At 49.6% G+C, this 24,534-nt stretch carries 21 protein-coding genes and 1 pseudogene; 18 read left to right on the plus strand and 4 right to left on the minus strand.

The genetic code is table 11. The features are described 5' to 3' along the window. Positions 1-122 precede the first annotated feature (122 nt). From FAH66_RS01230 to FAH66_RS01280, 10 genes are all read left to right on the plus strand, one after another. Positions 123-2,951 (plus strand): 2-oxoglutarate dehydrogenase E1 component, encoded by a 2,829-nt coding sequence (locus FAH66_RS01230; protein WP_137040293.1) that lies wholly within the window; start codon positions 123-125, stop codon positions 2,949-2,951. A gap of 99 nt (positions 2,952-3,050) precedes the next feature. Then, on the plus strand, positions 3,051-4,232 hold the full coding sequence (gene odhB / locus FAH66_RS01235; protein WP_137040295.1) for a 2-oxoglutarate dehydrogenase complex dihydrolipoyllysine-residue succinyltransferase: 1,182 nt from the start codon (positions 3,051-3,053) through the stop codon (positions 4,230-4,232). Positions 4,233-4,490: 258 nt separating this feature from the next. Beyond that, entirely contained in the window at positions 4,491-5,924 is a 1,434-nt protein-coding gene (gene lpdA / locus FAH66_RS01245) for a dihydrolipoyl dehydrogenase (protein ID WP_137040297.1), read from the plus strand. A gap of 124 nt (positions 5,925-6,048) precedes the next feature. Further along, positions 6,049-6,336, plus strand: coding sequence for a hypothetical protein (locus FAH66_RS01250; RefSeq protein WP_002213751.1), 288 nt, complete (start codon positions 6,049-6,051; stop codon positions 6,334-6,336). Positions 6,337-6,407: 71 nt separating this feature from the next. Continuing rightward, entirely contained in the window at positions 6,408-7,574 is a 1,167-nt protein-coding gene (gene sucC / locus FAH66_RS01255) for an ADP-forming succinate--CoA ligase subunit beta (protein WP_137040299.1), read from the plus strand. 10 nt (positions 7,575-7,584) lie between these two features. Continuing rightward, a complete protein-coding gene (gene sucD / locus FAH66_RS01260) occupies positions 7,585-8,475 on the plus strand; it encodes a succinate--CoA ligase subunit alpha (protein WP_137040301.1) in 891 nt (296 codons plus the stop codon). Positions 8,476-8,667: 192 nt separating this feature from the next. Then, positions 8,668-9,102 (plus strand): ElaB/YgaM/YqjD family protein, encoded by a 435-nt coding sequence (locus FAH66_RS01265; RefSeq protein ID WP_003686098.1) that lies wholly within the window; start codon positions 8,668-8,670, stop codon positions 9,100-9,102. Positions 9,103-9,212: 110 nt separating this feature from the next. Continuing rightward, positions 9,213-9,620, plus strand: a complete 408-nt coding sequence (locus tag FAH66_RS01270; protein ID WP_137040303.1) for a phage holin family protein — start codon at positions 9,213-9,215, stop codon at positions 9,618-9,620. Then, on the plus strand, positions 9,601-9,867 hold the full coding sequence (locus tag FAH66_RS01275) for a hypothetical protein (protein WP_070645454.1): 267 nt from the start codon (positions 9,601-9,603) through the stop codon (positions 9,865-9,867). The genes FAH66_RS01270 and FAH66_RS01275 overlap by 20 nt, the downstream gene beginning before the upstream one ends. Before the next feature lie 225 nt (positions 9,868-10,092). Next, the gene (locus FAH66_RS01280; protein ID WP_137040305.1) at positions 10,093-10,944 is read left to right on the plus strand and encodes a phosphatidylserine decarboxylase; all 852 of its coding nucleotides are present in this window, start codon (positions 10,093-10,095) and stop codon (positions 10,942-10,944) included. Here the strand turns inward: FAH66_RS01280 and FAH66_RS01285 are convergent. Next, a pseudogene (locus tag FAH66_RS01285) lies at positions 10,920-11,773 on the minus strand (IS630 family transposase). The gene FAH66_RS01280 and the pseudogene FAH66_RS01285 sit on opposite strands and share 25 nt — an antisense overlap. A gap of 362 nt (positions 11,774-12,135) precedes the next feature. Here FAH66_RS01285 and FAH66_RS01290 point away from each other — a divergent pair. Both FAH66_RS01290 and FAH66_RS01295 read left to right on the plus strand, forming a co-directional pair. Then, the gene (locus tag FAH66_RS01290; protein WP_244284962.1) at positions 12,136-12,927 is read left to right on the plus strand and encodes an RTX iron-regulated FrpC family protein; all 792 of its coding nucleotides are present in this window, start codon (positions 12,136-12,138) and stop codon (positions 12,925-12,927) included. 171 nt (positions 12,928-13,098) lie between these two features. After that, complete coding sequence (locus FAH66_RS01295; protein WP_137040307.1) at positions 13,099-13,929, plus strand: integrase core domain-containing protein; 831 nt, start codon at positions 13,099-13,101, stop codon at positions 13,927-13,929. Positions 13,930-14,085: 156 nt separating this feature from the next. Here FAH66_RS01295 and FAH66_RS01300 read toward each other — a convergent pair whose 3' ends face one another. Both FAH66_RS01300 and FAH66_RS01305 read right to left on the minus strand, forming a co-directional pair. After that, a complete protein-coding gene (locus FAH66_RS01300) occupies positions 14,086-14,568 on the minus strand; it encodes a cupin domain-containing protein (RefSeq protein ID WP_137041585.1) in 483 nt (160 codons plus the stop codon). A gap of 101 nt (positions 14,569-14,669) precedes the next feature. Continuing rightward, on the minus strand, positions 14,670-16,079 hold the full coding sequence (locus FAH66_RS01305; RefSeq protein WP_137040309.1) for a leucyl aminopeptidase: 1,410 nt from the start codon (positions 16,077-16,079) through the stop codon (positions 14,670-14,672). 158 nt (positions 16,080-16,237) lie between these two features. Between FAH66_RS01305 and lptF the strand changes: the two genes are divergently transcribed. The 4 genes from lptF to hflX all read left to right on the plus strand — a co-directional run bounded on the left by lptF (position 16,238) and on the right by hflX (position 20,965). Next, the gene (gene lptF / locus FAH66_RS01310; RefSeq protein ID WP_137040311.1) at positions 16,238-17,353 is read left to right on the plus strand and encodes an LPS export ABC transporter permease LptF; all 1,116 of its coding nucleotides are present in this window, start codon (positions 16,238-16,240) and stop codon (positions 17,351-17,353) included. Next, the gene (gene lptG / locus FAH66_RS01315) at positions 17,350-18,420 is read left to right on the plus strand and encodes an LPS export ABC transporter permease LptG (RefSeq protein ID WP_137040313.1); all 1,071 of its coding nucleotides are present in this window, start codon (positions 17,350-17,352) and stop codon (positions 18,418-18,420) included. Before lptF ends, lptG begins: the two co-directional genes overlap by 4 nt. A 119-nt stretch (positions 18,421-18,539) precedes the next feature. Beyond that, a complete protein-coding gene (locus FAH66_RS01320) occupies positions 18,540-19,760 on the plus strand; it encodes a glycosyltransferase (protein WP_244284964.1) in 1,221 nt (406 codons plus the stop codon). 44 nt (positions 19,761-19,804) lie between these two features. Continuing rightward, positions 19,805-20,965 (plus strand): GTPase HflX, encoded by a 1,161-nt coding sequence (hflX, locus tag FAH66_RS01325; RefSeq protein WP_137040315.1) that lies wholly within the window; start codon positions 19,805-19,807, stop codon positions 20,963-20,965. Positions 20,966-21,033: 68 nt separating this feature from the next. On the opposite strand, the gene FAH66_RS11115 is transcribed toward hflX, so the two are convergent. After that, a complete protein-coding gene (locus FAH66_RS11115; RefSeq protein WP_003678791.1) occupies positions 21,034-21,159 on the minus strand; it encodes a hypothetical protein in 126 nt (41 codons plus the stop codon). A 360-nt stretch (positions 21,160-21,519) separates the two neighbouring features. Between FAH66_RS11115 and FAH66_RS01330 the strand changes: the two genes are divergently transcribed. Both FAH66_RS01330 and FAH66_RS01335 read left to right on the plus strand, forming a co-directional pair. Then, complete coding sequence (locus tag FAH66_RS01330) at positions 21,520-24,006, plus strand: heavy metal translocating P-type ATPase (RefSeq protein ID WP_137040317.1); 2,487 nt, start codon at positions 21,520-21,522, stop codon at positions 24,004-24,006. Between the two features lie 37 nt (positions 24,007-24,043). Beyond that, positions 24,044-24,484, plus strand: coding sequence for a DNA polymerase III subunit chi (locus FAH66_RS01335; protein WP_137040319.1), 441 nt, complete (start codon positions 24,044-24,046; stop codon positions 24,482-24,484). The last annotated feature ends 50 nt before the right edge of the window (positions 24,485-24,534 follow it).

Consider the following 24,534-nt stretch of genomic DNA (forward strand, 5'->3'; position numbering starts at 1 on the left):
GATAGCAGGTAATTTGATTTGAAATAGGGTAGAATAAAGTGTCATTTCAGACGGCCTGAATTCCGTTCGGAGAACACGGGATTCTACCCTTTGTTTATATTTTAAAGAAAAGAGCTCACGCCATGATGGACGAAAAACTCAATTTCTCTTATCTGTTTGGTTCTAATGCGCCATACATCGAGGAGTTGTATGAAAAGTTTCTGGATAATCCGGAATCTGTCGATGAAAAATGGAAACAGTACTTTACCGATTTGAGTAAACAGCCGGGCGCAGTCGCTGTCGATGTTGCCCATACACCGATTCGTGAATCATTTGCCACTTTGGCTAAAAAGAAAATTGCCGCAGCCGTTTCAGGCGGTGTGGATGAGGCAATGATGAAAAAGCAAGTCAGCGTTTTGCGACTGATTTCTGCCTATCGTATCCAAGGCGTGGGTGCAGCCCAACTTGATCCGCTCAAACGTATTCCTCCTCAAAATATCGAAGCTCTCGATCCTAAATTCCACGGTCTGTCAGATGCCGATATGGCACTTCAGTTCAATATGGGCGAGGGCGATTTTTCCGGTCAGGGCAAACTGCCTCTGTCCCAAATCATCAGCAACCTCAAACAAACCTACTGCGGCCATATCGCGGTAGAGTATATCTACATCCCAAATACGGAAGAGCGCCGCTGGGTTCGCAATTATTTTGAAAGCGTACTGTCTACGCCAAGCTACAACGTTGAACAAAAACGCCGTATCTTGAAAGAAATGACTGCTGCCGAAACTCTGGAACGCTACCTGCATACCAAATATGTCGGTCAAAAACGCTTTGGTGTAGAAGGCGGTGAAAGCGCGATTGCCGGTTTGAACTACCTGATTCAAAATGCCGGTAAAGACGGCGTGGAAGAAGTCATCATCGGTATGGCACACCGTGGCCGTCTGAATGTTTTGGTGAACATTCTTGGTAAAAAACCCAGTGATTTATTCGCTGAGTTTGAAGGCCGTGCCGAAATCAAACTGCCTAGCGGCGACGTGAAATACCACATGGGCTTCAGCTCCGACATCGCTACGCCACACGGCCCGATGCACGTTTCTTTAGCATTCAACCCATCACACTTGGAAATCGTGAATCCGGTAGTGGAAGGTTCTGCACGCGCCAAACAAAAACGTTTGGGCGAAAACGGTCGCGATAAAGTCTTGCCAGTATTGATTCACGGTGACTCCGCATTTATTGGTTTGGGTGTTAACCAAGCAACATTCAACCTGTCTAAAACACGCGGTTATACCACAGGTGGTACTGTTCACATCGTGATCAACAACCAAATCGGCTTTACCACTTCGGATATTCGCGATACCCGTTCAACCGTACACTGTACCGATATCGCGAAAATGGTTTCCGCTCCGGTTATCCATGTGAACGGCGATGATCCTGAACGCGTTTGCTTTGCCATCCAAGCTGCCTTAGATTACCGCAAAAAATTCCATAAAGACATCGTGATCGACGTTGTCTGCTACCGTAAATGGGGCCACAACGAGGGCGATGATCCGACCTTGACCCAACCGATGATGTACAAAAAAGTATCGCAACACCCAGGTGCACGTGCTTTGTACACCGAGCAACTGATTGCCGAAGGCGTGGTAACTCAAGCTGAAGCTGACGGTTACATCCAAGCCTACCGTGATGCTTTGGACAAAGGCGAACATGTTGAACAAACAACTTTGAGCAACTTCCAACGCACACAAATCGACTGGAGCAAATACCAAGGCAAAGATTGGCGCGAACACATCGAAACCGGTTTGCCTGCCGCAGATATTGAGCGTCTTACTGAGAAGTTTACCGCTGTGCCGGAAGGCTTTGCCCTGCATCCGACTGCAAAACGTGTGATTGAAGCGCGTAAAGCAATGGCATCCGGCAAACAAACCATCGACTGGGGTATGGCTGAAACCCTCGCATACGCAAGCCTGCTGACTAAAGGTCATGGCGTGCGTATCTCCGGTGAGGACTCCGGCCGCGGTACATTCTCACACCGTCATGCAGTACTGCACGATCAAAAACGCGAAAAATGGGACGACGGTACTTATGTTCCTCTGCGCCATATGGGCGAAGGCATGGGCGAGTTCCTGGTTATCGACTCCATTTTGAACGAAGAAGCTGTGATGGCGTTTGAGTACGGCTTTGCCTGCTCCGCACCTGACAAGCTGACCATTTGGGAAGCTCAATTCGGTGACTTCGCCAACGGTGCGCAAGTGACTATTGACCAATTCCTGTCTTCAGGCGAAACCAAATGGGGTCGTTTGTGCGGTCTGACCACCATCCTGCCGCACGGCTACGACGGTCAAGGCCCTGAGCACTCTTCTGCACGCGTAGAACGTTGGTTGCAACTGTGTTCCGAGAACAATATGCAAGTCATCATGCCGTCTGAAGCGTCGCAAATGTTCCACATCTTGCAACGTCAAGTCTTGGGTTCATACCGTAAACCTCTGGTGATTTTCATGTCCAAACGCCTGTTGCGCTTCAAAGGTGCAATGAGCTCGCTGGAAAACTTTACCGAAGGTTCGACTTTCCGTCCGATTATCGGCGATACCGCAGAACGTGCAAGCAACGACAGCGTGAAACGCGTGGTATTGTGTGCCGGTCAGGTTTACTATGACTTGGAAGCCGGCCGTGCCGAGCGTAAACTGGAAGATGATGTTGCTATCATCCGCGTTGAGCAGCTGTATCCGTTCCCATACGAGGAGGTTAAAGCTGAACTGGCGAAATATCCGAACGCAAAATCTGTGGTTTGGGCACAAGAAGAGCCGAAAAACCAAGGCGCGTTCTACCAAATCCGCCACCGCATCGAAGACGTTATCAGCGAAGAGCAAAAACTGTCTTATGCCGGTCGTCCAAGCAGCGCATCGCCTGCAGTGGGCTACTCAAGCAAACACATTGCTCAATTGAAACAATTGGTTGAAGACGCTTTGGCATTGTAAACCAAGTAGTATTCCGTCTGAGTCTGCTCAGGCGGAATGCCCATATGCAGAATTAAAAACACACAACAGGCCGTCTGAAAGGGCCATTGGAGACACAAAATGATTATTGATGTAAAAGTACCTATGCTGTCTGAAAGCGTATCTGAAGGCACACTCTTGGAATGGAAGAAAAAAGTTGGCGAAGCAGTTGCCCGTGACGAAATCCTGATCGATATCGAAACTGACAAAGTGGTTTTGGAAGTACCTTCTCCACAAGCCGGCGTATTGGTTGAAATCGTAGCGCAAGACGGTGAAACCGTTGTCGCCGACCAAGTTTTGGCCCGTATCGATACAGCTGCTACTGCCGCTGCTGAAGCACCTACAGCCGCTCCTGCAGAAGCAGCCCCAGCTGCCGCTCCTGCTGCTGCACAAAACAACGCCGCTATGCCTGCCGCCGCCAAACTGGCTGCCGAGACCGGTGTTGACGTGAACGCATTGCAAGGTTCCGGCCGTGACGGTCGCGTATTGAAAGAAGACGTACAAAATGCCGCTGCCAAACCTGCCGCAGCCGCTGCTCCTGCCGTTGCACTTCCTGCCGGCGCGCGTCCTGAAGAACGCGTACCAATGAGCCGCCTGCGAGCCCGTGTTGCAGAACGCCTCCTGGCTTCTCAACAAGAAAACGCTATTTTGACTACATTCAATGAAGTCAACATGAAACCAATCATGGACTTGCGTGCGAAGTACAAAGATAAATTCGAGAAAGAACACGGCGTAAAACTGGGCTTTATGTCCTTCTTCGTTAAAGCCGCTGTTGCCGCCCTGAAAAAATATCCGGTTGTGAATGCTTCTGTTGACGGCAAAGACATCGTGTACCATGGCTACTTCGACATCGGTATCGCGATTGGCAGCCCACGCGGTTTGGTTGTGCCAATCCTGCGCGATGCCGACCAAATGAGCATTGCCGATATCGAACAAGCAATTGTTGATTACGCGAAAAAAGCTAAAGACGGCAAAATCGCTATCGAAGATCTGACCGGCGGTACATTCAGTATTACCAACGGCGGTACTTTCGGTTCTATGATGTCTACCCCGATCATCAACCCACCTCAATCTGCAATTTTGGGTATGCACGCCACTAAAGAGCGCGCCGTGGTTGAAAACGGCCAAGTTGTTGTCCGTCCGATGATGTATCTGGCTCTGTCTTACGACCACCGTATCATTGACGGCCGCGAAGCTGTATTGACCTTGGTAGCCATTAAAGACGCGTTGGAAGACCCAGCTCGCCTGTTGTTGGATCTGTAATCGTTTCAGACGGCCTTTTATTTATTAATGAAAAGGCCGTCTGAATTTTTATTTAGATGTAGCGTAATGTAGTATCGTGCTACAATAGGCTCAACAAACGATTGAGGCCGTCTGAAACATTTGATTCGAATGAATCGACAGATATGGACTTTCAGACGGCCTTTTCTTAAAACCATCAAAACGCAGTCATTCAAAATAAAAAAGAAACAAAAAGTATCGTTTTTATTTTGAGATACTGCAAAAGCAAAGGATGACACGATGTCTCAATATGATGTAGTAGTGATTGGTGCAGGCCCGGGCGGATACGTTGCCGCCATCCGTGCCGCGCAACTGGGTTTCAAAACCGCTTGCGTTGACGCAGGCGTTAACAAAGCGGGCAACGCCCCAGCATTGGGCGGTACTTGCTTGAACGTAGGTTGCATCCCTTCCAAAGCCCTGTTGCAATCCAGCGAACATTTCCACGCTGCGCAACACGATTTTGCAGAACACGGTATCACTGTCGGCGACGTAAAATTCGACGCGGCCAAAATGATTGAGCGCAAAGATGCCATCGTGACCAAGCTGACCGGCGGCGTGAAATTCCTGTTCCAAAAAAACAAAGTAACCAGCCTGTTCGGTACTGCTTCCTTTGCCGGTAAAAATGGCGATGTTTACCAAATCGAAGTCGATAACAAAGGCGAGAAAACCGTTATCGAAGCCAAACACGTCATCGTAGCGACCGGTTCCGTACCGCGTCCGCTGCCACAAGTCGCTATCGACAACGTGAACGTTTTGGACAACGAAGGCGCATTGAACCTGACCGAAGTTCCTGCCAAACTCGGCGTGATCGGTTCCGGCGTGATTGGTTTGGAAATGGGTTCCGTATGGAACCGCGTGGGTTCAGAAGTTACCATTCTTGAAGCCGCGCCGACCTTCCTGGCTGCCGCCGACCAACAAATCGCCAAAGAAGCCTTCAAATACTTCACCAAAGAGCAAGGCTTGAACATTGAATTGGGCGTGAAAATCGGCGACATCAAATCTGAAGGTAAAGGCGTTTCCGTTGCTTACGAAACTGCCGCCGGCGAAGCCAAAACCGAAGTATTCGACAAACTGATCGTTGCCATCGGCCGTATTCCAAACACCAAAGGCCTGAACGCCGAAGCCGTAGGTTTGGAAAAAGACGAGCGCGGCTTTATCAAGGTAGATGGCGAATGCCGTACCAACCTGCCTAACGTATGGGCAATCGGCGACGTGGTTCGCGGCCCAATGTTGGCACACAAAGCCAGCGACGAAGGCGTTGCCGTTGCCGAGCGCATTGCCGGTCAAAAACCGCATATCGACTTCAACAACGTACCGTTTGTTATTTACACCGACCCTGAAATCGCTTGGGTGGGTAAAACCGAAGAGCAACTCAAAGCCGAAGGTGTGGAGTACAAAAAAGGTACTTCAGGTTTCGGTGCGAATGGTCGCGCATTGGCAATGGGCAAAGCCAAAGGTACGGTTAAAGTATTGGCAGATGCCAAAACCGACCGCATCTTGGGCGTACACATGATCGGCCCGGTTGTCAGCGAATTGGTTACCGAAGGCGTGACTGCGCTCGAATTCTTCGCCAGCAGCGAAGACATCGCCCGCATTATCCATGCCCACCCAACCTTGTCCGAAGTGGTTCACGAAGCTGCATTGGCGGCCGACAAACGCGCTTTGCACGGTTGATAGACATTAAGGCCGTCTGAAACTTTTCAGACGGCCTTAAGGCCTTCGACAAATTGAATGTTCCGAGAGCTCCGTTTTCTGATTTATAATTCCGTCAGACAAACAAACAGCATTTACATTCATTATGAACAAAGAAATAGTCGGTATTTTCTTTATACCGATGGGCATTATCAGCATGTGTATGGCCGCATTGTGGCAGATGTATGTGATGATGACCGAAACTTATACGCTCAACCGTTTCAAAGATAAAGAATTGGTTTGGCGCGTGGCATTGTTGTTTATCAGTTTCAGCCTTGCCGTTTATCTGCTCTGCCCGAATTCGCGTAAAAAAGGCATCGTCTTTTTTATTCTCGGGGGAGGCGGTGCAGCCATGTATCTGCTGGCGCGGATGTGGTTGCCCTTCAGTAAATAGTAGGGCCGTCTGAAAATATGGGATTGGCCGCAGGGCAATTCCTAAAACCCACTCACCTTAAGGAGAAATCCATGAATTTACACGAGTATCAGGCTAAAGAACTGCTGGCTAGCTACGGTTTGCCCGTACAAGGCGGTATTTTGGCACACAACGGCGAAGAAGCCGCTGCAGCTTACGACAAATTGGGCGGCAAATTCGCTGTTGTCAAAGCACAAGTACACGCCGGCGGCCGCGGTAAAGCGGGCGGCGTAAAAGTCGTTAAAAGCCGCGAAGAAGCTAAAGAAGTGGCTGAAAGCCTGATTGGCACCAACTTGGTAACTTACCAAACCGATGCCAACGGCCAACCTGTCAACAGCGTTTTGGTTTGCGAAGATATGTATCCGGTTCAAACTGAGCTGTACTTGGGCGCAGTGGTTGACCGTTCTACCCGCCGCGTTACATTCATGGCTTCTACCGAAGGCGGCGTGGAAATCGAAAAAGTTGCTGCCGAAACTCCTGAAAAAATCTTCAAAGTAACCGTTGATCCACTGGTTGGCCTGCAACCTTGCCAAGCTCGCGAAGTTGCGTTCCAACTGGGCTTGAAAGACAAACAAATCAACGAGTTTGTCAAACTGATGACCGGCGCGTACAAAGCGTTTGTCGACAACGACTTCGCACTGTTTGAAGTAAACCCATTGGCAGTTCGCGAAAACGGCGCACTGGCTTGCGTAGATGGCAAAATCGGTATCGACAGCAACGCGCTCTACCGCCTGCCAAAAATCGCCGAATTGCGCGACAAATCCCAAGAAAACGAACGCGAGCTGAAAGCCTCCGAATTCGACCTGAACTATGTTGCTTTGGAAGGCAACATCGGCTGTATGGTGAACGGCGCAGGTTTGGCGATGGCAACTATGGACATCATCAAACTCAAAGGCGGTCAACCTGCCAACTTCCTCGACGTAGGTGGCGGCGCGACTAAAGAGCGCGTGGTTGAAGCGTTCAAACTGATTCTCGAAGACAAATCCGTCAAAGGCGTATTGATCAACATCTTCGGCGGTATCGTCCGTTGTGACATGATCGCGGAAGCCATCGTGGCAGCCGTTAAAGAAATCAACGTTGACGTGCCTGTCGTTGTCCGTTTGGAAGGCAATAACGCCGAACTCGGCGCGAAAATCCTGAACGAATCAGGTCTGAAACTGACTTCCGCCGACGGCCTGAATGACGCAGCCGAAAAAATTGTCGCAGCCGTAAACGCCTAAGGAGAAAAGAATGAGCGTATTGATTAATAAAGACACCAAAGTATTGGTTCAAGGTTTCACCGGTAAAAACGGTACTTTCCACTCCGAACAAGCTCTGGCTTACGGCACTAAAGTTGTCGGCGGCGTGACCCCGGGTAAAGGCGGTCAAACCCACCTGAACCTGCCCGTGTTCAACACCATGAAAGAAGCCGTTAAAGAAACCGGCGCGGACGCATCCGTGATTTACGTTCCGGCTCCGTTTGTGTTGGATTCTATCGTTGAAGCCGTTGATTCCGGCGTAGGCTTGGTGGTTGTGATTACCGAAGGCGTGCCGACTCTGGACATGCTCAAAGCCAAACGCTACTTGGAAACCAACGGTAACGGTACACGTTTGGTCGGCCCTAACTGCCCGGGCGTGATTACTCCGGGTGAGTGCAAAATCGGCATTATGCCGGGCCACATCCACACTCCGGGACGCATCGGCATCATTTCCCGTTCCGGTACATTGACTTACGAAGCTGTGGCACAAACCACCAAACTGGGCTTGGGTCAATCAACCTGTATCGGTATCGGCGGCGACCCGATTCCTGGCATGAACCAAATCGACGTACTGAAACTCTTCCAAGAAGACCCAGATACTGACGCCATCATCATGATCGGTGAAATCGGCGGTACTGCGGAAGAAGAAGCAGCCGAATACATCCAATCCAACGTAACCAAACCCGTCGTCGGCTACATTGCAGGTGTTACTGCCCCTAAAGGCAAACGTATGGGCCACGCCGGTGCGATTATTTCCGGTGGTAAAGGTACTGCCGAAGAAAAATTCGCCGCTTTTGAAAAAGTCGGTATCGCTTACACCCGCAGCCCTGCCGAGTTGGGCACTACCATGCTGGAAGTGTTGAAAGCAAAAGGTTTAGCATAAGACTTAAGTCTTTAAGCTGAATTGAAAAGGCCGTCTGAAGTTTTCAGACGGCCTTTTTTAAATTCCATTGGGTTGTTTTCAGAATAAGCACTTAATTTAATTTAAATTAACGTTTATTTTGGAATAAACGGTTATAATTTATTAACAGATAAATAGTCTGTAACCATATCAACCTATATCAAGGAGAAAAGCATGAAAAAACACGATTTTGAAGCACGTCGCGAGGCTTTGCTGAAAGACATCCGAGAAGTGATGGATGATGTGGAAGAATTGTACCGCAATGGTGTGGAAGCCGGTTCGGAAGAGGGCAGCAAAGCCCGAGCCAAATTGGAAGAAAAATTGGCTGTGGCCAAAGAGCGTTTGAGCCGTTTTGAAGAAGAAGCCGGCGAGCGTCTGCGCCATCATGCCGAGCGTGCGCGTGAAAAATACGAGCAGTTTGAAGAAGCGGCTCAGGAGCGTTTGAAAGAAGGCAAAGAGCGTTTTGCCGAATTTGAAGCCGATGCAGGTGCGCGTTTGAAACGCGGTGCCAAACACGCTGATGAAGTGGTGCATGAAAAACCATACTATGCGATGGGTTTTGCCGCATTGGCCGGTTTGGTTGTCGGTGTGTTGTTGAACCGCCGTTAATGTGAATATGTTAAGGCCGTCTGAACAGGCGTGCACATGAAATCATGGATTTCATTGTGCCGTGCAGACGGCCTCTGCCTTATATTTTCCTGAAAAAAAGGATAATCGAGATGGGAATTCGCCAGCGTTTTGAACATGGCAAGGCTTTGTTGAATCAGGGCGCGGATTTGCTGCTGTTGCGTTTGCAGGTATTGAGCTTGGATTTGACGCGTCAGGCGGAGAATGTGTTCCGGTTGGCGATATGGCTGGTATTGTCCGGCGCGCTGTTGATGGTGGGCTTGGTCGGTTTGCTGTTCGGTTTGAACCGCGTGCTGACGGATGTCGCGGCTTTATGGGTATTTTTCGGCATTTTCTTCGTGAGCCTGCTGATTATTGCCGTATTGTTCCGCAAAGTATCGGCGGACTATCGGGAGCAGGGCAGTCGCGTGGCTGAGACCTTGCAGGATATTCGATCGGACATTGCGTATTTGCGCGGTGAGATAGACAAGGATGCGGACGATGAAGCAACAGGAGTATGAGGAAGAGCGCGAGCTGCTGCTTTTAGAAGCCAAGCTGGTGCGGCTGCGGATTGAAGCGGAAAATTTGAAATTGCGTAAAGCGGAAGAAAGCAAAACACGACAGGGTAATCAGTTGATTAAGCTCGCAGATGTGGCGTATCAGTTGAGCCAAACGCGTTTGCTGTCTCAACGCGCTTTGTTTTCTACATCGCGCCGTCGGCATTGGATTTGGCTGGTATTGGCTGTCATATTGGGCTTGTCGAGATAATCGAGGGCAGAGGTTTGGTCAAAATGATATTTGCAGCGTGTTGTTGGCTCGTGTGAGCCGCTTGTTGAGGATGCTGCGTCATTGTGTTGCCGAAACTGAAACTTTATCTATGTTGAGTATTTTTTACAAAAGACACCGGCCGTCTGAACATTTCAGACGGCCTCAATGTTTGGAGTTTCGGATATAATGGCGGCAATTTTGAAATTATTAAATGAAGGATAAGTGATGAACCGTTTGTATCCCCACCCGATTATCGCCCGTGAGGGCTGGCCGATTATCGGCGGCGGTTTGGCTTTGAGCCTGCTGGTGTCGATGTGTTGCGGCTGGTGGTCTTTGCCGTTTTGGGTGTTTACCGTATTTGCCCTGCAGTTTTTCCGCGATCCTGCGCGTGAAATTCCGCTAAATCCTGAAGCGGTGTTGAGCCCGGTTGACGGCCGTATCGTGGTGGTTGAGCGCGCACGCGATCCGTATCGTGATGTCGACGCTTTGAAAATCAGTATTTTTATGAACGTGTTCAACGTGCATTCGCAAAAATCGCCTGCCGATTGTACGGTAACGAAAGTGGTCTATAACAAAGGCAAATTCGTGAATGCGGATTTGGATAAAGCCAGCACGGAAAATGAACGTAATGCGGTTTTGGCGACTACGGCTTCTGGTCGTGAAATTACTTTTGTTCAAGTGGCCGGTTTGGTGGCGCGCCGTATTTTGTGCTACACCCAAGCAGGTGCGAAACTGTCTCGCGGCGAACGCTATGGCTTTATCCGCTTTGGCTCGCGCGTGGATATGTATTTGCCTGTCGATGCTCAGGCGCAAGTGGCGATTGGTGATAAAGTTACCGGCGTCAGCACTGTATTGGCGCGTTTGCCGTTGACTGCGCCGCAAACTGAATCTGAGCCTAAAGCTGCAGCCCCACAAGCCGCGCCAGTTTCACAAGCAACTCCGGCTTCTCAAGCTGCTCCGGTTGAGACAGTGGCAAACCAATCTACCGAACAGCAGCAAATCGAAGCGGCGGCGGCTAAGATTCAAGCGGCTGTGCAAGATGTGTTGAAAGATTATAGCCAAGTGAAATCAAAATAGGACATTATCGCATCGTCAAATCGGGCGTAATCAGACAATACGGTTCGCAGATACCGCTTAATATCCGCCCACACCTTCTCAATCGGGTTGAACTCAGGAGAATAAGGTGCAAGAGGCAATACCTTATGTCCCAATTTTTCCGCCATTTCCCGTAAGACACCCATACGGTGAAATCGTGCATTATCTAAAATAATCACCGATTTTTGAGTCAATGCGGGCAGTAGGCATTGCTGAAACCATGCCTCAAAAAAGGCTCCGGTCATCATATTTTGATAAACCATCGGAGCAATCAGCCGGTTGCCGACTTGTGCGGACACCAGAGATAAGCGTTGGTATCTTTTTCCACTTATCTGCGCTTTCACTATTTGCCCTTTCAGGCTGCGGGCATAGGGACGGAACAGGTAGCGGTCAAATCCTGTTTCATCCAAATAAACACGTTGGTAGTCGGAAAATTCGGCCAACTGTGTCAAATAATGCGTTACTTTGGCCGGGTCTTGTTCTTTGTAAGTGGTGGTCTTTTTTTGCGCGTCATCCCCATCTGTTTGAGTGCATAGCAAACGGCGGCTGGCGTACAATCAAAATGTTTAGCTATTTCATGCAGATAGGCATCCTGGTGTTACTCAACATATTGAGCCAGTTTTTGCCTATCCAATTTGACGGCATTTAGACCGGTAACTTGATGTTTTAGGCTGCCTGTTTGTTTTTTAAGGCGAATCCACAGGTAAAGCGTGTTTCTTGACAAGTTAAACGTTGCTGCGGTTTGGCTGATGTTTTTACATTGTTCGTAATAGTTTAAAGCTTTGTTTCTTAAGTCCGCAGAGTATGCTATGGTTAGACCTTCAAAGTTGAGTATTGTACTATTTTGTTTTCAATTGACTATAGTAGTAAAACATCATATAGGAATAAAATTATAATTCGAATAATAGCTTTATAAATAATTATTTACCTAAATTAAACAATATGTTAAAGAATTTCATTAAATATAAAAAGATCGTCTGAAAAATATTCAGACGATCTTTTGTTATATTTACAGTTGTAATGATACGTTTGTTTGAATTAAATACCGTTTATCAAAAATAAATTTCCAGTATATGAGAATATAGTATTTTGCAGGAATCAGAAATTGATAATGAATTGTATTTCAGCCGGTCTGGTTAATTTAATCAGAAATCTGTTACAGGAAGAGTAAAAGTGGAATGTGGAAAAGATAGGATGTTAAAGAAGCTATCAGCTCTAATAGCAGTTTTGGGTTCATTCGCTTTGGCAGCTTGTTATCCATCTTCAGAAAATAAGGAGGAAGTAAAAATGGACAATCAGATACCCATAACAGGCTTTGAAAGAAATATTAAAATTGATTTGAATGGGACGTTGATGAGCGTGCCTTACGGTTATTTGGCAGGTTCGTCCCGAGATTCGGCAACAAGATGGATGTCGGACGAGGAAAAAATCCATAAGGGCGGTAGGTTTGATATTTACGTCCATGCCAAACGCAAAGGAGATTCTTGGATTTTAGAGCCTTTTAATCGGGAGAATAAAGATAAATTTGTTAAGGCATTGAAGGATGGTCTGCCGATGATAGACACTATTTCGATTCAGAAAAATTCTGAATGCCTTTTAGATCCTAAGTATCTTAAAAAAATGATGTTGAGGTACGGTTCAAAAGAAATAACTTCTTCTTCTAAAGACTATAAAGCATATGAAAGATTTAATGAAGAACCATTCTATCATGAATTTAATTATATTAGGGATGATGAAAATCCAGTAAGAATACAAGTAAGGGATGATGGTAGAAAAAATGGAAAAAGACTTAATGAACCGCATTTTTCAATCGCAGTTGACTCATGCATAAATGGTTTATCAGTAGATTATTATCCTAGTATCAGTACACATGAATATGGAAATTTTTCTAAGCAACCTTCTCAACAAGAGTTGATTGAATATCATCTAAAAATAGAGAAATTAATTAAAAGTTTTATCAAGTAATTTTATTTTAGGAATCTAACTTATGATTATTTTAAATGAAAGACAGCAGGCTGAATTAAAAGGATATGCTGATAGAGGCGATTATCATGGTGGATGGACTTATCTTGCCAAGCAAGGACCGTGTAGAAATTAGTAGCGTTGTTTACAGTATTTCCAGGAGAATACTGAAACATGAACATGCACAAAAACACCCGTCTCTCCTCGCACCACCGCCAAGCCATTTGGCTGGCCTATACGCAGGGGAAGGAAAGCGTAACCTCCCTGGCACGCCGCTATCAAGTCAGCCGCGTCACCATTTACCGCGCACTTAAAGCCGCAAGGGGCAGACTGCTCAAACCCCAAACCAGTACCAACAACCGTTTCAAACAGGCAAAGTACGGAATGAAACGCCTGTCCAAGGTAGAACGCGGCATTCAGGAAAAACTCAAAAGGCAGGCCAAACGCTACAATAAATCCTACCCCGGAGAGCTGGTACATCTCGATACCAAACGGCTGCCGCTGCTCAAAGGGCAGAAAGCCACCGATAATCGGGATTACCTGTTTGTCGCCATCGACGATTTCTCAAGGGAGCTATACTCCGCCATTTTGCCGGACAAAACTGCAGACAGTGCCGCCAAGTTTCTGACTGGACACCTGATTGATCCCTGTCCATACCTGATTGAGTGCGTTTACTCCGACAACGGTACGGAATATAAAGGCTCGGCCAACCATGCTTTCGGTGTAGCCTGTTATGAGAACGGGATTGGTCAAAAGTTTACCCGGGTTGCCCGTCCGCAGACCAACGGTAAGGCGGAACGGGTTATCCGCACCCTGATGGAGATGTGGCATGGGAAACAGTTGTTTGACAGTCCGGAACACTGGCGAAAGGAGTTGTGCCGCTTTGTTAATTTCTATAACACTGTGAAGCCGCACCGCAGTTTGAACGGCGATACGCCGTTTGAGGTCTTGCAGGCTTCATTCTCAACCTGTGGTGTAAACAACGCAACGCTTTCCTACAGATAAGATTTTTGAGAAAAAAAGGCCGTCTGAAAACGAAGCGTGGTTTTCAGACGGCCTTTAGCTTGTATGTGAGTTTAAATGAAAATGGAACAATCTCTCTGTTTCCTGGTTTGGGTAAGGCAGAAAGTCATGGCAGATTGTTTGCTTTCATTGAAAGCATTACTTGGTTTCGGCGGCTTTAGCGCCAGCGGTCTCTGCAATTAAATCTAAGAATACCAACGGCTTTTTGCCAATGTTTTTGAGTGCGTGGGACTGGCCGGGGCGGGCGATGGTAATGTCGCCGGCGCCGACTTCGGTTTGTTTGCCTTCGCTATCGGTAAACATGCCTTTACCGGATACGATGATGTAAACGTCTTCATTGCCGGTATGTTTGTGTTGGCCGATGGAAGCGCCCGGCGGTAATGTGAGCCAGCCGATTTCTTTGAATGCGTCTTGGTCGGCGGTTTGATGGCGCGTGAAGGCAAAGCTGCCGAGCAAGGGGCCTTGGCCTCCTGCTGCGTTTTCGCGGTTCCATTCTGCTAAGTCGGCTTTTTTGTACACTTGGATGTTGCGGTCGGTGGGGGTGGTTTGTTCGGCAGCTTGGGCGCTTATGGATGTGCCGAGCAGAAGGGCGACAGATAATGCGGCAAATAGCGGTTTCATCATGGTTCTCCGTTTGTTGGGTTGTGTCAGATAATGCGGATTCCGTTTTCAGACGGCCTGCGGGGTTGAAACGATTAACCCCGCAGACTTCCCCCCAAGATTTATTTCACATTGCGCAGATAGTTCAACAATAAAGGAACAGGGCGGCCAGTCGCGCCTTTTTCACCGCCGGATTTCCATGCAGTACCTGCGATGTCGAGGTGTGCCCATGGATAGTCTTCGGTAAAGTAAGACAAGAATGTTGCGGCGGTAATCGTGCCTGCACCCGGCGTGCCGATGTTTGGAATGTCGGCAAAGTTGGATTTGAGTTGGTCTTTGTAGGTCTCAAAGAGCGGCAGTTGCCATGCTTTGTCGTCCACGTTGCGGGAGGCGGCAAGCAGGCTGTCGACCAAATCCTGATTGTTGCCCATCACGCCACTGACGTCATGTCCCAAGGCGATGATGCACGCGCCGGTCAGGGTGGCGACGTCGATGACGGCTTTGGGTTTGAACTGTTCGGCGTAAGTGAGCGCGTCGCACAAAATCAGACGACCTTCGGCATCGGTGTTCAACACTTCAATCGTCAGGCCTTTCATGCTTTTCACGACGTCGCCCGGTTTGTTTGCCGCGCCGGAAGGCATGTTTTCGCAGGTGGCAACAATGGCGACGAGGTTAATCGGCAGTTGCAGTTTGACGGCGGCGCAGAAGGTGCTGATGACGGTTGCCGCGCCGCACATGTCAAACTTCATTTCGTCCATGTTCAGACCGGGCTTGAGGGAGATGCCGCCGGTGTCGAAGGTAATGCCTTTGCCGACCAATACCACAGGCGCGGCTTCTTTGTCGGCTGCGCCGAAATAGCTCAATTCGACCAAATATGGGTCTTCGACGCTGCCTTTGGCGACAGACCAGAACGAACCCATGTTTTCTTTGATGTAGTCTTTTTCAATGATTTTAGCGTGTGCGCCCAATTTTTCGGCTTCGGCTTTGGCAGTACGCGCGAGGAATTCAGGCGTGCATTCGTTGGGTGCGGCATTGCCCAAGTCGCGGCAGAGGCTTTGTCCGTAAACCTGCGCTTCGGCAACGCGCAGGGCTTCTTTGACGGCGGCTTCGTGTGCGCTGTGGAACACGGCTTCTGCAAATTTGGCCGGTTTGGCTTCTTTTTTGTAGCGGTCGAAACGGTAGGCGGCATTGCCGAAAGCAATCGCAAACGCTTCGGCAACGGCGGCGGCTTGCGCTTCTTCAAAGGCATGAACGTCCACATTGACCGTTTCTTGATTTTGCGCCCATTTGGCGGCTTCGGCTGCGGCTTTGTTCAATGCGGCGCGGTCGGTTTTAGCGAGGAGGGCGACGGCAATGGCTTGCAAACCGTTGTCCGTCGGGATTTTGGTGTCGGCGAAATTTTGACCTTCTTCAAGGGAAGCGAAGAGGGCGAGGGCAGTCGGGTTGCTCAGTTGCGATGCTTCGGTGCAGACAAATAATTGCGCACCTGCCTGTTGAGCCTGCAAAGTTTCGGCTTTTGTGCTAAATTTCACGTTTATTCTCCTGATTGGAACGGTTGTCGGTTGTTCAGACGGCATGTTGACCAACCGTCCGAACAGATGAAAATCATTGTACTCCATTTGTGTCATGCCGTCTGAAGCCTTATTAATAAATATAGGTTTCCCATAAACCGTATACCACGCTCAATCTTATGATTTACCAAAGAAACTTTATTAAAGAACTTTCCTTTACCGCCGTCGGCATCTTTGTCGTCCTCTTGGCGGTATTGGTGTCGACGCAGGCCATCAACCTGCTTGGCCGCGCAGCCGACGGGCGTGTCGCCATCGATGCCGTGTTGGCCTTAGTCGGCTTCTGGGTAATCGGCATGACCCCGCTTTTGCTGGTGTTGACCGCATTTATCAGTACGTTGGCCGTATTGACCCGCTACTGGCGCGACAGCGAGATGTCGGTTTGGCTTTCCTGCGGATTGGCATTGAAACAATGGATACGCCCGGTCATGCAGTTTGCCGTGCCGTTTGCCATTTTGATTGCCGTCATGCAGCTTTGGGTGATGCCGTGGGCAGAATTGCGCAGCCGCGAATATGCCGAAATTTTGAAGCAGAAGCAGGAGTTGTCTTTGGTGGAAGCCGGCGAGTTCAATAACTTGGGCAAGCGCAACGGCAGGGTTTATTTTGTCGAAACCTTCGATACTGAATCCGGCATCATGAAAAACCTGTTCCTGCGCGAGCAGGACAAAAACGGCAACGACAACATCGTTTTTGCCAAAGAGGGCAATTTTTCGCTGACCGACAACAAACGCACGCTTGAATTGCGCGACGGCTACCGTTACAGCGGTACGCCTGGCAAAGCCGATTACAACCGCGTTTCTTTCCAACAGCTCAGCCTGATTATCAGCACTACGCCCAAACTCATCGACCCTGTTTCACACCGCCGTACCATTCCGACCGCCCAACTGATTGGCAGCAGCAATCCCCAACACCAGGCGGAATTGATGTGGCGTATTTCCTTGACCGTCAGCGTTTTGCTGTTGTGCCTGCTTGCTGTGCCGCTTTCCTATTTCAATCCGCGCAGCGGCCATACCTACAATATCCTGATTGCCATCGGTTTGTTTTTGGTTTACCAAAACGGGCTGACCTTTCTGCGCAATGCTGTGGAAGACGGCAAAATCCATTTCTGGATCGGACTGCTGCCTATGCACATCATCATGTTTGTGATTGCCGTCGTCCTGCTGCGCGTGCGCAGTATGCCTAGCCAACCCTTCTGGCAGGCGGTTGCCAAAAGTCTGACATTGAAAGGCGGAAAATGAACCTGATTTCACGTTACATCATCCGTCAAATGGCGGTTATGGCGGTTTACGCCCTCCTTGCCTTCCTCGCTTTGTACAGCTTTTTTGAAATCATCAACGAAGTCGGCGATCTTGGAAAGGGCAGCTATAACGGCGCAAAATTGGGGCAGTATGTTTTAATGCAGATGCCTGCGCGCGCATATGAACTGATGCCGCTTGCCGTTTTGATCGGCGGCCTGATTTCCCTCAGCCAACTGGCTTCCGGCAGCGAGCTGACCGTTATCAAAGCCAGCGGCATGAGTACCAAAAAGCTGCTGTTGATTCTGTCGCAGTTCGGTTTGATTTTCGCCATTGCCACCGTTGCGCTCGGCGAATGGGTCGCCCCCGCGCTGAGCCAAAAAGCCGAAAACATCAAAGCCGCGGCTATCAACGGCAAAATCAGTACCGGCAATACCGGCCTTTGGCTGAAAGAAAAAAACAGCATTATCAACGTGCGCGAAATGTTGCCCGACCATACGCTTTTGGGCATCAAAATTTGGCAGCGCAACGATAAAAACGAACTGATCCAAGCGGCAGAAGCCGAATCAGCGGTTTTGAATCCCGATGGCAGCTGGCAGCTGAAAAATATCCGCCGCAGTATATTGGGCGAAGATAAAGTCGAGGTTTCTACTGCCGCCGAAGAAAACTGGCCGATTTCCGTCAAACGCAACCTGATGGATGTATTGCTCGTCAAGCCTGACCAAATGTCTGTCGGCGAATTGACCACCTACATCGACCATCTGGAAAAAAACAACCAAAATACCCAAGTTTATGCCATCGCATGGTGGAGCAAGCTGGTGTATCCCGTTGCCGCATGGGTGATGGCGCTTGTTGCCTTCGCCTTTACCCCGCAAACCACGCGCCACGGCAATATGGGCTTGAAACTTTTCGGCGGTATCTGCCTCGGTTTGCTGTTCCACTTTGCCGGACGGCTCTTCGGCTTTACCAGCCAGTTGTACGGCGTGCCGCCGTTTTTGGCGGGCGCATTGCCGACGGTTTTGTTTGCGCTGTTGGCGGTGTATCTGATACGTCGTCAGGAAAAAAGATAAGGCAAAATAAACTTCAGGCCGTCTGAAAGGCAATCTTCAGACGGCCTGAGTATTTTGTGTGCAAAAAACAAAATGCTAAAGTAAAATAATACCTTTCCAAACCAATGCGGCTATTGAAAATGTCCCAAACCATCTGCTTGAATATGATTGTCAAAAACGAAGCGGCAATCATCGAAGAAACACTGGCCAACATCACCGACCACATCAAACTTGACTACTATGTCATCAGCGACACCGGCTCAACAGATGATACCGTCGGCGTGATCCGTCGCTTTTTCGATGCAAAGGGCATCGCGGGCGAGATTCATCAGGATGGTTGGCAAAATTTTGCATACAACCGCAATCAGGCGTTGAAACACGCAAAAGGGAAAACCGATTACGTGTTGATTTTTGATGCGGACGACCGCTTTGAAGGCAAATTGGAATTACCCGAGCTGACCGCCGACCGTTACCGCCTCCGCATGAGAAATGCCATGGGCGGCGTGGTTTATTACCGTCCGCTGTTGTTGCGCAATGACGGTACATTCTACTGGCGCGGCGTCTTGCACGAGTTTATCGAAACCGACAAACAAGATACCAGCGAAGCCACGCTTCATGGCGACTATACGGTCCTCAGCGGCCGTTTCGGCGCACGCAGCAATATGGCGAACAAATACCTGCTTGACGCCGTTTCTTTGGAAAAAGCGTTTTACAGCCCTGAAGATGAAGACCTGAAACCGCGTTACGCCTTTTATGCGGCGCGTTCTTATTGGGATTCTGATATGCCCGAGCGTGCGAGCGAATGGTTTAAAAAACGCATCGAGTTGGGCGGTTGGATCGAGGAAGTGACGGTTTCTTACCAACAGCTGGGCGAATGCTATAAATTAATGGGCAAACGTGATGAAGCCCTGGCGACTTGGTTGGCAGGCTACGATTACAATCCGCGCCGTGCCGAGTGTCTCTACCTTGCACAAACTATGCTGCGCCAGGAAGGAAAATACCGCATTTCCCATGCGATCGGCCTGATGGCGAAACGCATTCCGTTCCCGAAAGACGATATTCTTTTTGTCCAAAGCAATGTTTATCAGTTGGACATCGACTATGAATTGTCGGTTACCGCCTATGCGGCCGGCGATTTGCGTCAAGGCTATGAGTCTTGCCGCCACTTGCTCTTGCTTAATGTACGCGAGGCATTGACCACGGTAACCATGCAAAATATGTGGCTCTACCGCGAACACGCGCAAACCGAAACGCGTGAAGTGTTGGAGCAGCTGGTGGCCGTAATGCAGCCTTATGCCGCGCAGGGCGGACGTTTGGCAGAAGTGACCGAATATTTCGCCGATATTTTGAAAAACCGTTAATCGGCACTTTGACTCAGCCGTCAGGCCGTCTGAAAGGAAATTTTTTGAGCAAGCGCAATCTGTTTTCCGTCGATAAATCTTTGGAGCAGCCCGAACGCGTCCTCTTGGTCGGCGTAATGCTGACGGCGGACTATTCCGGCGCAAACGAAACGCGCGAGCGCGGCTTTCAGACGGCCTTGACCGAAGCGGCAGAATTGGTGAGTGCGGCCGGCGGCGATTTGGTTTCTATCGAAACTTCACGCCGTGACAAACCGCATCCGGCTTTGTTTGTCGGTACGGGCAAGGCGGAAGAGTTGGCGGCAGTGGTCAAGCAGCATGATGTCGGACTGGTCGTGTTCAACCACGAACTCACGCCGACACAAGAGCGTAATCTGGAAAAAGAGCTTCAATGCCGCGTCCTCGACAGAGTGGGTTTGATTTTGGCGATTTTCGCCAAACGCGCCCAGTCGCAGGAAGGTAAGTTGCAGGTGGAGCTGGCTCAGTTGAACCATTTGAGCGGACGGCTGGTGCGCGGTTATGGACATTTGCAAAGCCAGAAAGGCGGCATCGGCTTGAAAGGGCCGGGCGAAACCCAGCTGGAAACCGACCGCCGTTTAATCGGACAAAAAATCACGGCATTGAAAAAACAGCTTGCCGATGTCCGCAAACAACGCGCCACGCGCCGCAAATCGCGCATGAGCGGCCGTCTGAAAACCTTTGCCATTGTCGGCTATACCAATGCCGGAAAATCCAGCCTGTTCAACCGCCTGACCAAAGCGGACGTATTGGCGAAAGACCAGTTGTTCGCCACTTTGGATACCACTGCGCGACGGCTTTTCCTGTCGCACGAGGCGAGTGTGATTTTGACCGATACAGTCGGCTTCGTCCGCGATTTGCCGCACAAGTTGGTGTCGGCGTTTTCCGCTACTTTGGAAGAGACGGCGATGGCAGATGTGCTACTGCACGTCGTCGATGTGTTCAATCCCGATTTCGAGCGGCAGATGGACGATGTGAATGTGGTTTTGGAAGAAATCGGCGCGCATGAAATTCCGCAATTGGTGGTGTACAACAAAATTGATTTGCTGCCGTCGGGTATGCGTGAAGCAGGCATTTTGCGCGACAACTCCGGGCATGCCGTCGGCGTGAATGTTTCCGTTGCCGAAAGTTTAGGCCTGGACGGTTTACGCGAAGCGATGATTGAATTGGCCGTACAGCCAAGTGATTGATAGTATGGAATGAAACAAGGCCGTCTGAATGTTCAGACGGCCTTACCGTAAAATTTTAAATCCGAGGATTATGCCGACAGAGGGCTTTTCTTTTTGAACACGCTTTCGTAAAGCATCCAAGCGGCGAGGCTCAGGTATACGGTGCTGGACAAAATGCCGATAACGGCAAAGATAGGCATAAGGCGATCAATCATGGTGAGGTTTCCCAATAAGTTAGTGTTATAAGTAAATGTGTGTTTTTTATTTCCGTCTTCGCGGAATGCCTAAAGTATGCTGCTTAAATGGATTGAGGTCAATAAAAAATGTATTTGGATTTTTAAAAAAGTTCCATTTTTACGTTAAAATAATTGGAAGTTTTTAAAGATAAACGGTATTTATATGTTACCGTTCATCATTTGATAAACGGTCAATACTTTGTTTTCCATGGTTTTTATAAAATTCGACAGTCTATTAATTCAAAAGTAAATGAAATGAGGCGGAAAAACGCTTTTTGCTAAAATGTAACACCCTGAAACGATTATTTCAGGCCGTCTGAAAAATAAATCGAACACATTATGACATCTTCCACACATCCCCAAAAAAACTGCTTCCATTGCGGACTTGAAGTCCCGGAGCATCTGCATCTGACGGTTCGTTTTGAAGACGAAGAACACGAAACCTGCTGCGCCGGTTGCCAAGCGGTGGCGCAGAGTATCATCGATGCAGGTTTGGGCAATTATTACAAACAGCGTACTGCAGACGCGGAAAAATCTGAATTGCCGCCGCCGGAAGTGTTGTCGCAATTAAAGCTATATGATTTGCCCGAAGTGCAGGCTGATTTTGTCGAGGTCGGCGCAGGGGATGAGCGCGAGGCGGTGTTGATGCTGGGCGGCATTACCTGCGCCGCGTGTGTGTGGCTGATTGAGCAGCAGTTGTTGCGCATGAAGGGCGTGGTGCGCGTGGATTTGAATTACAGCACCCACCGTTGCCGCGTGGTGTGGGACGGCGCCCACATCGAATTGTCGGACATTTTGCTGAAAATCCGCCAAACCGGTTATACCGCCGCGCCTTATGATGCGCAAAAAATCGAAGCGCAGGCGCAGAAGGAACGCAAACAGTTTATCGTCAGATTGGCCGTGGCCGGTCTGGGCATGATGCAAACGATGATGTTTGCCCTGCCGACTTATTTTTACGGCGGCGACATCGAGCCGCTTTATTTGGAAATCCTGCATTGGGGCGGCTTTTTGATGGTGTTGCCCGTTGTGTTTTACAGCGCGTTGCCGTTTTACCGCGGCGCCTGGCGCGACTGGAAAAACCGCCGTGTCGGCATGGATACGCCGATTGCCATTGCCATTGTGATGACCTTTATCGCCGGTATTTACAGCCTGGCTACCAATGCAGGGCAGGGCATGTATTTTGAATCCATTGCCATGTTGCTGTTTTTTCTGTTGGGCGGGCGTTTTATGGAACAGATTGCCCGACGCAAAGCCGGCGATGCGGCGGAGCGGTTGGTTAAATTGGTTCCGGCATTCTGCCACCGTTTGCCGTCTTATCCTGAAAGCGAAGCCATCGAGGAAGCCGCAGTCGTCCGCCTCAATATCGGCGATACGATTGTTGTGAAACCCGGCGAAGTCATTCCGGTGGACGGTACGGTTTTGTCCGGCGAGAGTGAGGTTAACGAAGCCATGTTGACCGGCGAAAGCCTGCCCATCGTGAAAAGGCCGTCTGAAAAAGTAACCGCCGGTACGCTCAACACCAGCAGCCCTTTAATCATCCACACCGATCATACCGGCGGCAACACGCGTTTGTCCCATATCGTTAAACTGCTCGACCGTGCGCTGGCGCAAAAACCGCGTGCCGCCGAGTTGGCCGAAAAATACGCGTCCAGTTTCGTGTTTGGCGAACTTTTGCTTGCGATTCCTGTTTTTATCGGCTGGGCATGGTATGCTGACGCGCACACTGCTTTGTGGATTACCGTTGCCCTGCTGGTCATTACCTGCCCGTGTGCCTTGTCGCTTGCCACGCCGACCGCGCTGGCCGCTTCTACCGGTGCGCTTGCCAAAGACGGCATTCTTATCAGCGGCAAACAAAGCCTGGAAACGCTTGCCCAAATTGACGACGTCGTGTTCGATAAAACCGGTACGCTGACCAAAGGGCAGCTTTCCGTCAGCCGTATGTTGCATACAGGCCGTCTGAACGAAGTCCAAGCCCTTGCTATCGCCCAAGCATTGGAACAGCAATCCGAACACCCCATCGCCCGTGCCATTTTGAACCATACGCTTTCAGACGGCCCTGTATCCGCGCTTGATGTGAAAGTGCAGCAACGGGTCAACCGTATCGGACACGGTGTCAGCGCGCAAATCGAATTTGATGGCGAAACCCAAGTTTGGGCTTTGGGCAAAGCGGCGTTTGTCTCGGAAATTGCCGGTAATCTTCCCGAAGTATTTGCACATATCGACCACACAGGCGGCATTATTTTCTTGGGCAATCAAAGCGGTTTTCAGACGGCCTTTTTGCTGGAAGACCAAATCAAAGACAGCGTCGCTGAAATGCTGCAAAACCTGAAACAACACGGCATCCGTCTGCACCTTTTAAGCGGCGACCGTCAGGCTGCCGTAGCCCAAGTTGCGCAAGAGCTGGGTTTGGACGCTTATTGCGCCGAAGCCACGCCTGAAGACAAGCTGGCTTATGTGGAAAATCTGCAAAAACAAGGACGTAAAGTCATGATGATCGGCGACGGTATCAACGATGCCCCCGTCCTTGCCCAAGCCGACGTATCGGCCGCCGTGGCCACGAGTGCCGATGTGGCGCGAGACGGTGCGGATGTGGTTTTGCTCAATGATGATTTGAACGTTTTGCCCGTGATGATGGAACAGGCACGCCGCACCCATCAAATCATCCGTCAAAACCTGACTTGGGCGAGCGCATACAATCTGGTTGCCGTTCCATTGGCCGTATTTGGTTACGTTACCCCGTGGATTGCCGCGCTCGGCATGAGTTTCAGCTCGCTGCTGGTGTTGGGCAATGCCTTGAGATTGTTGAAAACCAAAAAGGCCGTCTGAAAACGGCAAATCTATTGCTCAAACGAAAGAATACGCCATGCCTAAAGCCACTTTTTATACACACGTCGCCCAACCGGCCGCCTTTGCCTGCCGCCTGATTGCGCGCGCCATACGCGATGGCGGGCAGATTTTGGTGTGGTCGGATTCTTCTGCGGCAGTGCAGCAACTAGACGTTGATTTATGGCAGCAGATTCCCGAAAGCTTTATTCCGCATGAAGTCTGGCTGCCTACCGACCCCATGCCGTCTGAAACGCCGGTATTGCTTGCGTTTGGAAACGCATTGCCGAATATTCCGCAAGATTGCACGGTTTTGAACCTGTCTGCCGATTTTTGGAGCCAAGCCCCGGCCATTCCAAACCGTATCCTTGAAATTGTGGGCAACAGCTTAGAAGATTTGGCCGAAGCCCGAGACCGTTTCCGAGCTTATCGTCAGAGCGGATTTGAGATTGAGCATTTTTCGAGAGAAGGGAAGAATTGAGCTTTGAAACAGCAAGGTTTTAATAAAAAAGGCCGTCTGAAACAATAAAG

It is taken from the genome of Neisseria subflava, from assembly GCF_005221305.1.
In the GTDB taxonomy this organism is placed as follows: Bacteria; Pseudomonadota; Gammaproteobacteria; order Burkholderiales; family Neisseriaceae; genus Neisseria; species Neisseria subflava.

Excerpts from the sequence above, each read along its gene's own strand:
- FAH66_RS01335 (WP_137040319.1), top strand. The coding sequence starts at position 24,044 with ATGCCTAAAGCCACTTTTTATACACACGTCGCCCAACCGGCCGCCTTT.
- lpdA (WP_137040297.1), top strand. The coding sequence starts at position 4,491 with ATGTCTCAATATGATGTAGTAGTGATTGGTGCAGGCCCGGGCGGATAC.
- lptG (WP_137040313.1), top strand. The coding sequence starts at position 17,350 with ATGAACCTGATTTCACGTTACATCATCCGTCAAATGGCGGTTATGGCG.
- FAH66_RS01275 (WP_070645454.1), top strand. The coding sequence starts at position 9,601 with ATGAAGCAACAGGAGTATGAGGAAGAGCGCGAGCTGCTGCTTTTAGAA.
- sucD (WP_137040301.1), top strand. The coding sequence starts at position 7,585 with ATGAGCGTATTGATTAATAAAGACACCAAAGTATTGGTTCAAGGTTTC.
- lptF (WP_137040311.1), top strand. The coding sequence starts at position 16,238 with ATGATTTACCAAAGAAACTTTATTAAAGAACTTTCCTTTACCGCCGTC.
- FAH66_RS01230 (WP_137040293.1), top strand. The coding sequence starts at position 123 with ATGATGGACGAAAAACTCAATTTCTCTTATCTGTTTGGTTCTAATGCG.
- FAH66_RS01280 (WP_137040305.1), top strand. The coding sequence starts at position 10,093 with ATGAACCGTTTGTATCCCCACCCGATTATCGCCCGTGAGGGCTGGCCG.
- FAH66_RS01270 (WP_137040303.1), top strand. The coding sequence starts at position 9,213 with ATGGGAATTCGCCAGCGTTTTGAACATGGCAAGGCTTTGTTGAATCAG.
- FAH66_RS01295 (WP_137040307.1), top strand. The coding sequence starts at position 13,099 with ATGAACATGCACAAAAACACCCGTCTCTCCTCGCACCACCGCCAAGCC.
- odhB (WP_137040295.1), top strand. The coding sequence starts at position 3,051 with ATGATTATTGATGTAAAAGTACCTATGCTGTCTGAAAGCGTATCTGAA.
- FAH66_RS01300 (WP_137041585.1), bottom strand. The coding sequence starts at position 14,568 with ATGAAACCGCTATTTGCCGCATTATCTGTCGCCCTTCTGCTCGGCACA.
- FAH66_RS01330 (WP_137040317.1), top strand. The coding sequence starts at position 21,520 with ATGACATCTTCCACACATCCCCAAAAAAACTGCTTCCATTGCGGACTT.
- FAH66_RS11115 (WP_003678791.1), bottom strand. The coding sequence starts at position 21,159 with ATGATTGATCGCCTTATGCCTATCTTTGCCGTTATCGGCATTTTGTCC.
- FAH66_RS01250 (WP_002213751.1), top strand. The coding sequence starts at position 6,049 with ATGAACAAAGAAATAGTCGGTATTTTCTTTATACCGATGGGCATTATC.
- FAH66_RS01320 (WP_244284964.1), top strand. The coding sequence starts at position 18,540 with ATGTCCCAAACCATCTGCTTGAATATGATTGTCAAAAACGAAGCGGCA.
- sucC (WP_137040299.1), top strand. The coding sequence starts at position 6,408 with ATGAATTTACACGAGTATCAGGCTAAAGAACTGCTGGCTAGCTACGGT.
- FAH66_RS01265 (WP_003686098.1), top strand. The coding sequence starts at position 8,668 with ATGAAAAAACACGATTTTGAAGCACGTCGCGAGGCTTTGCTGAAAGAC.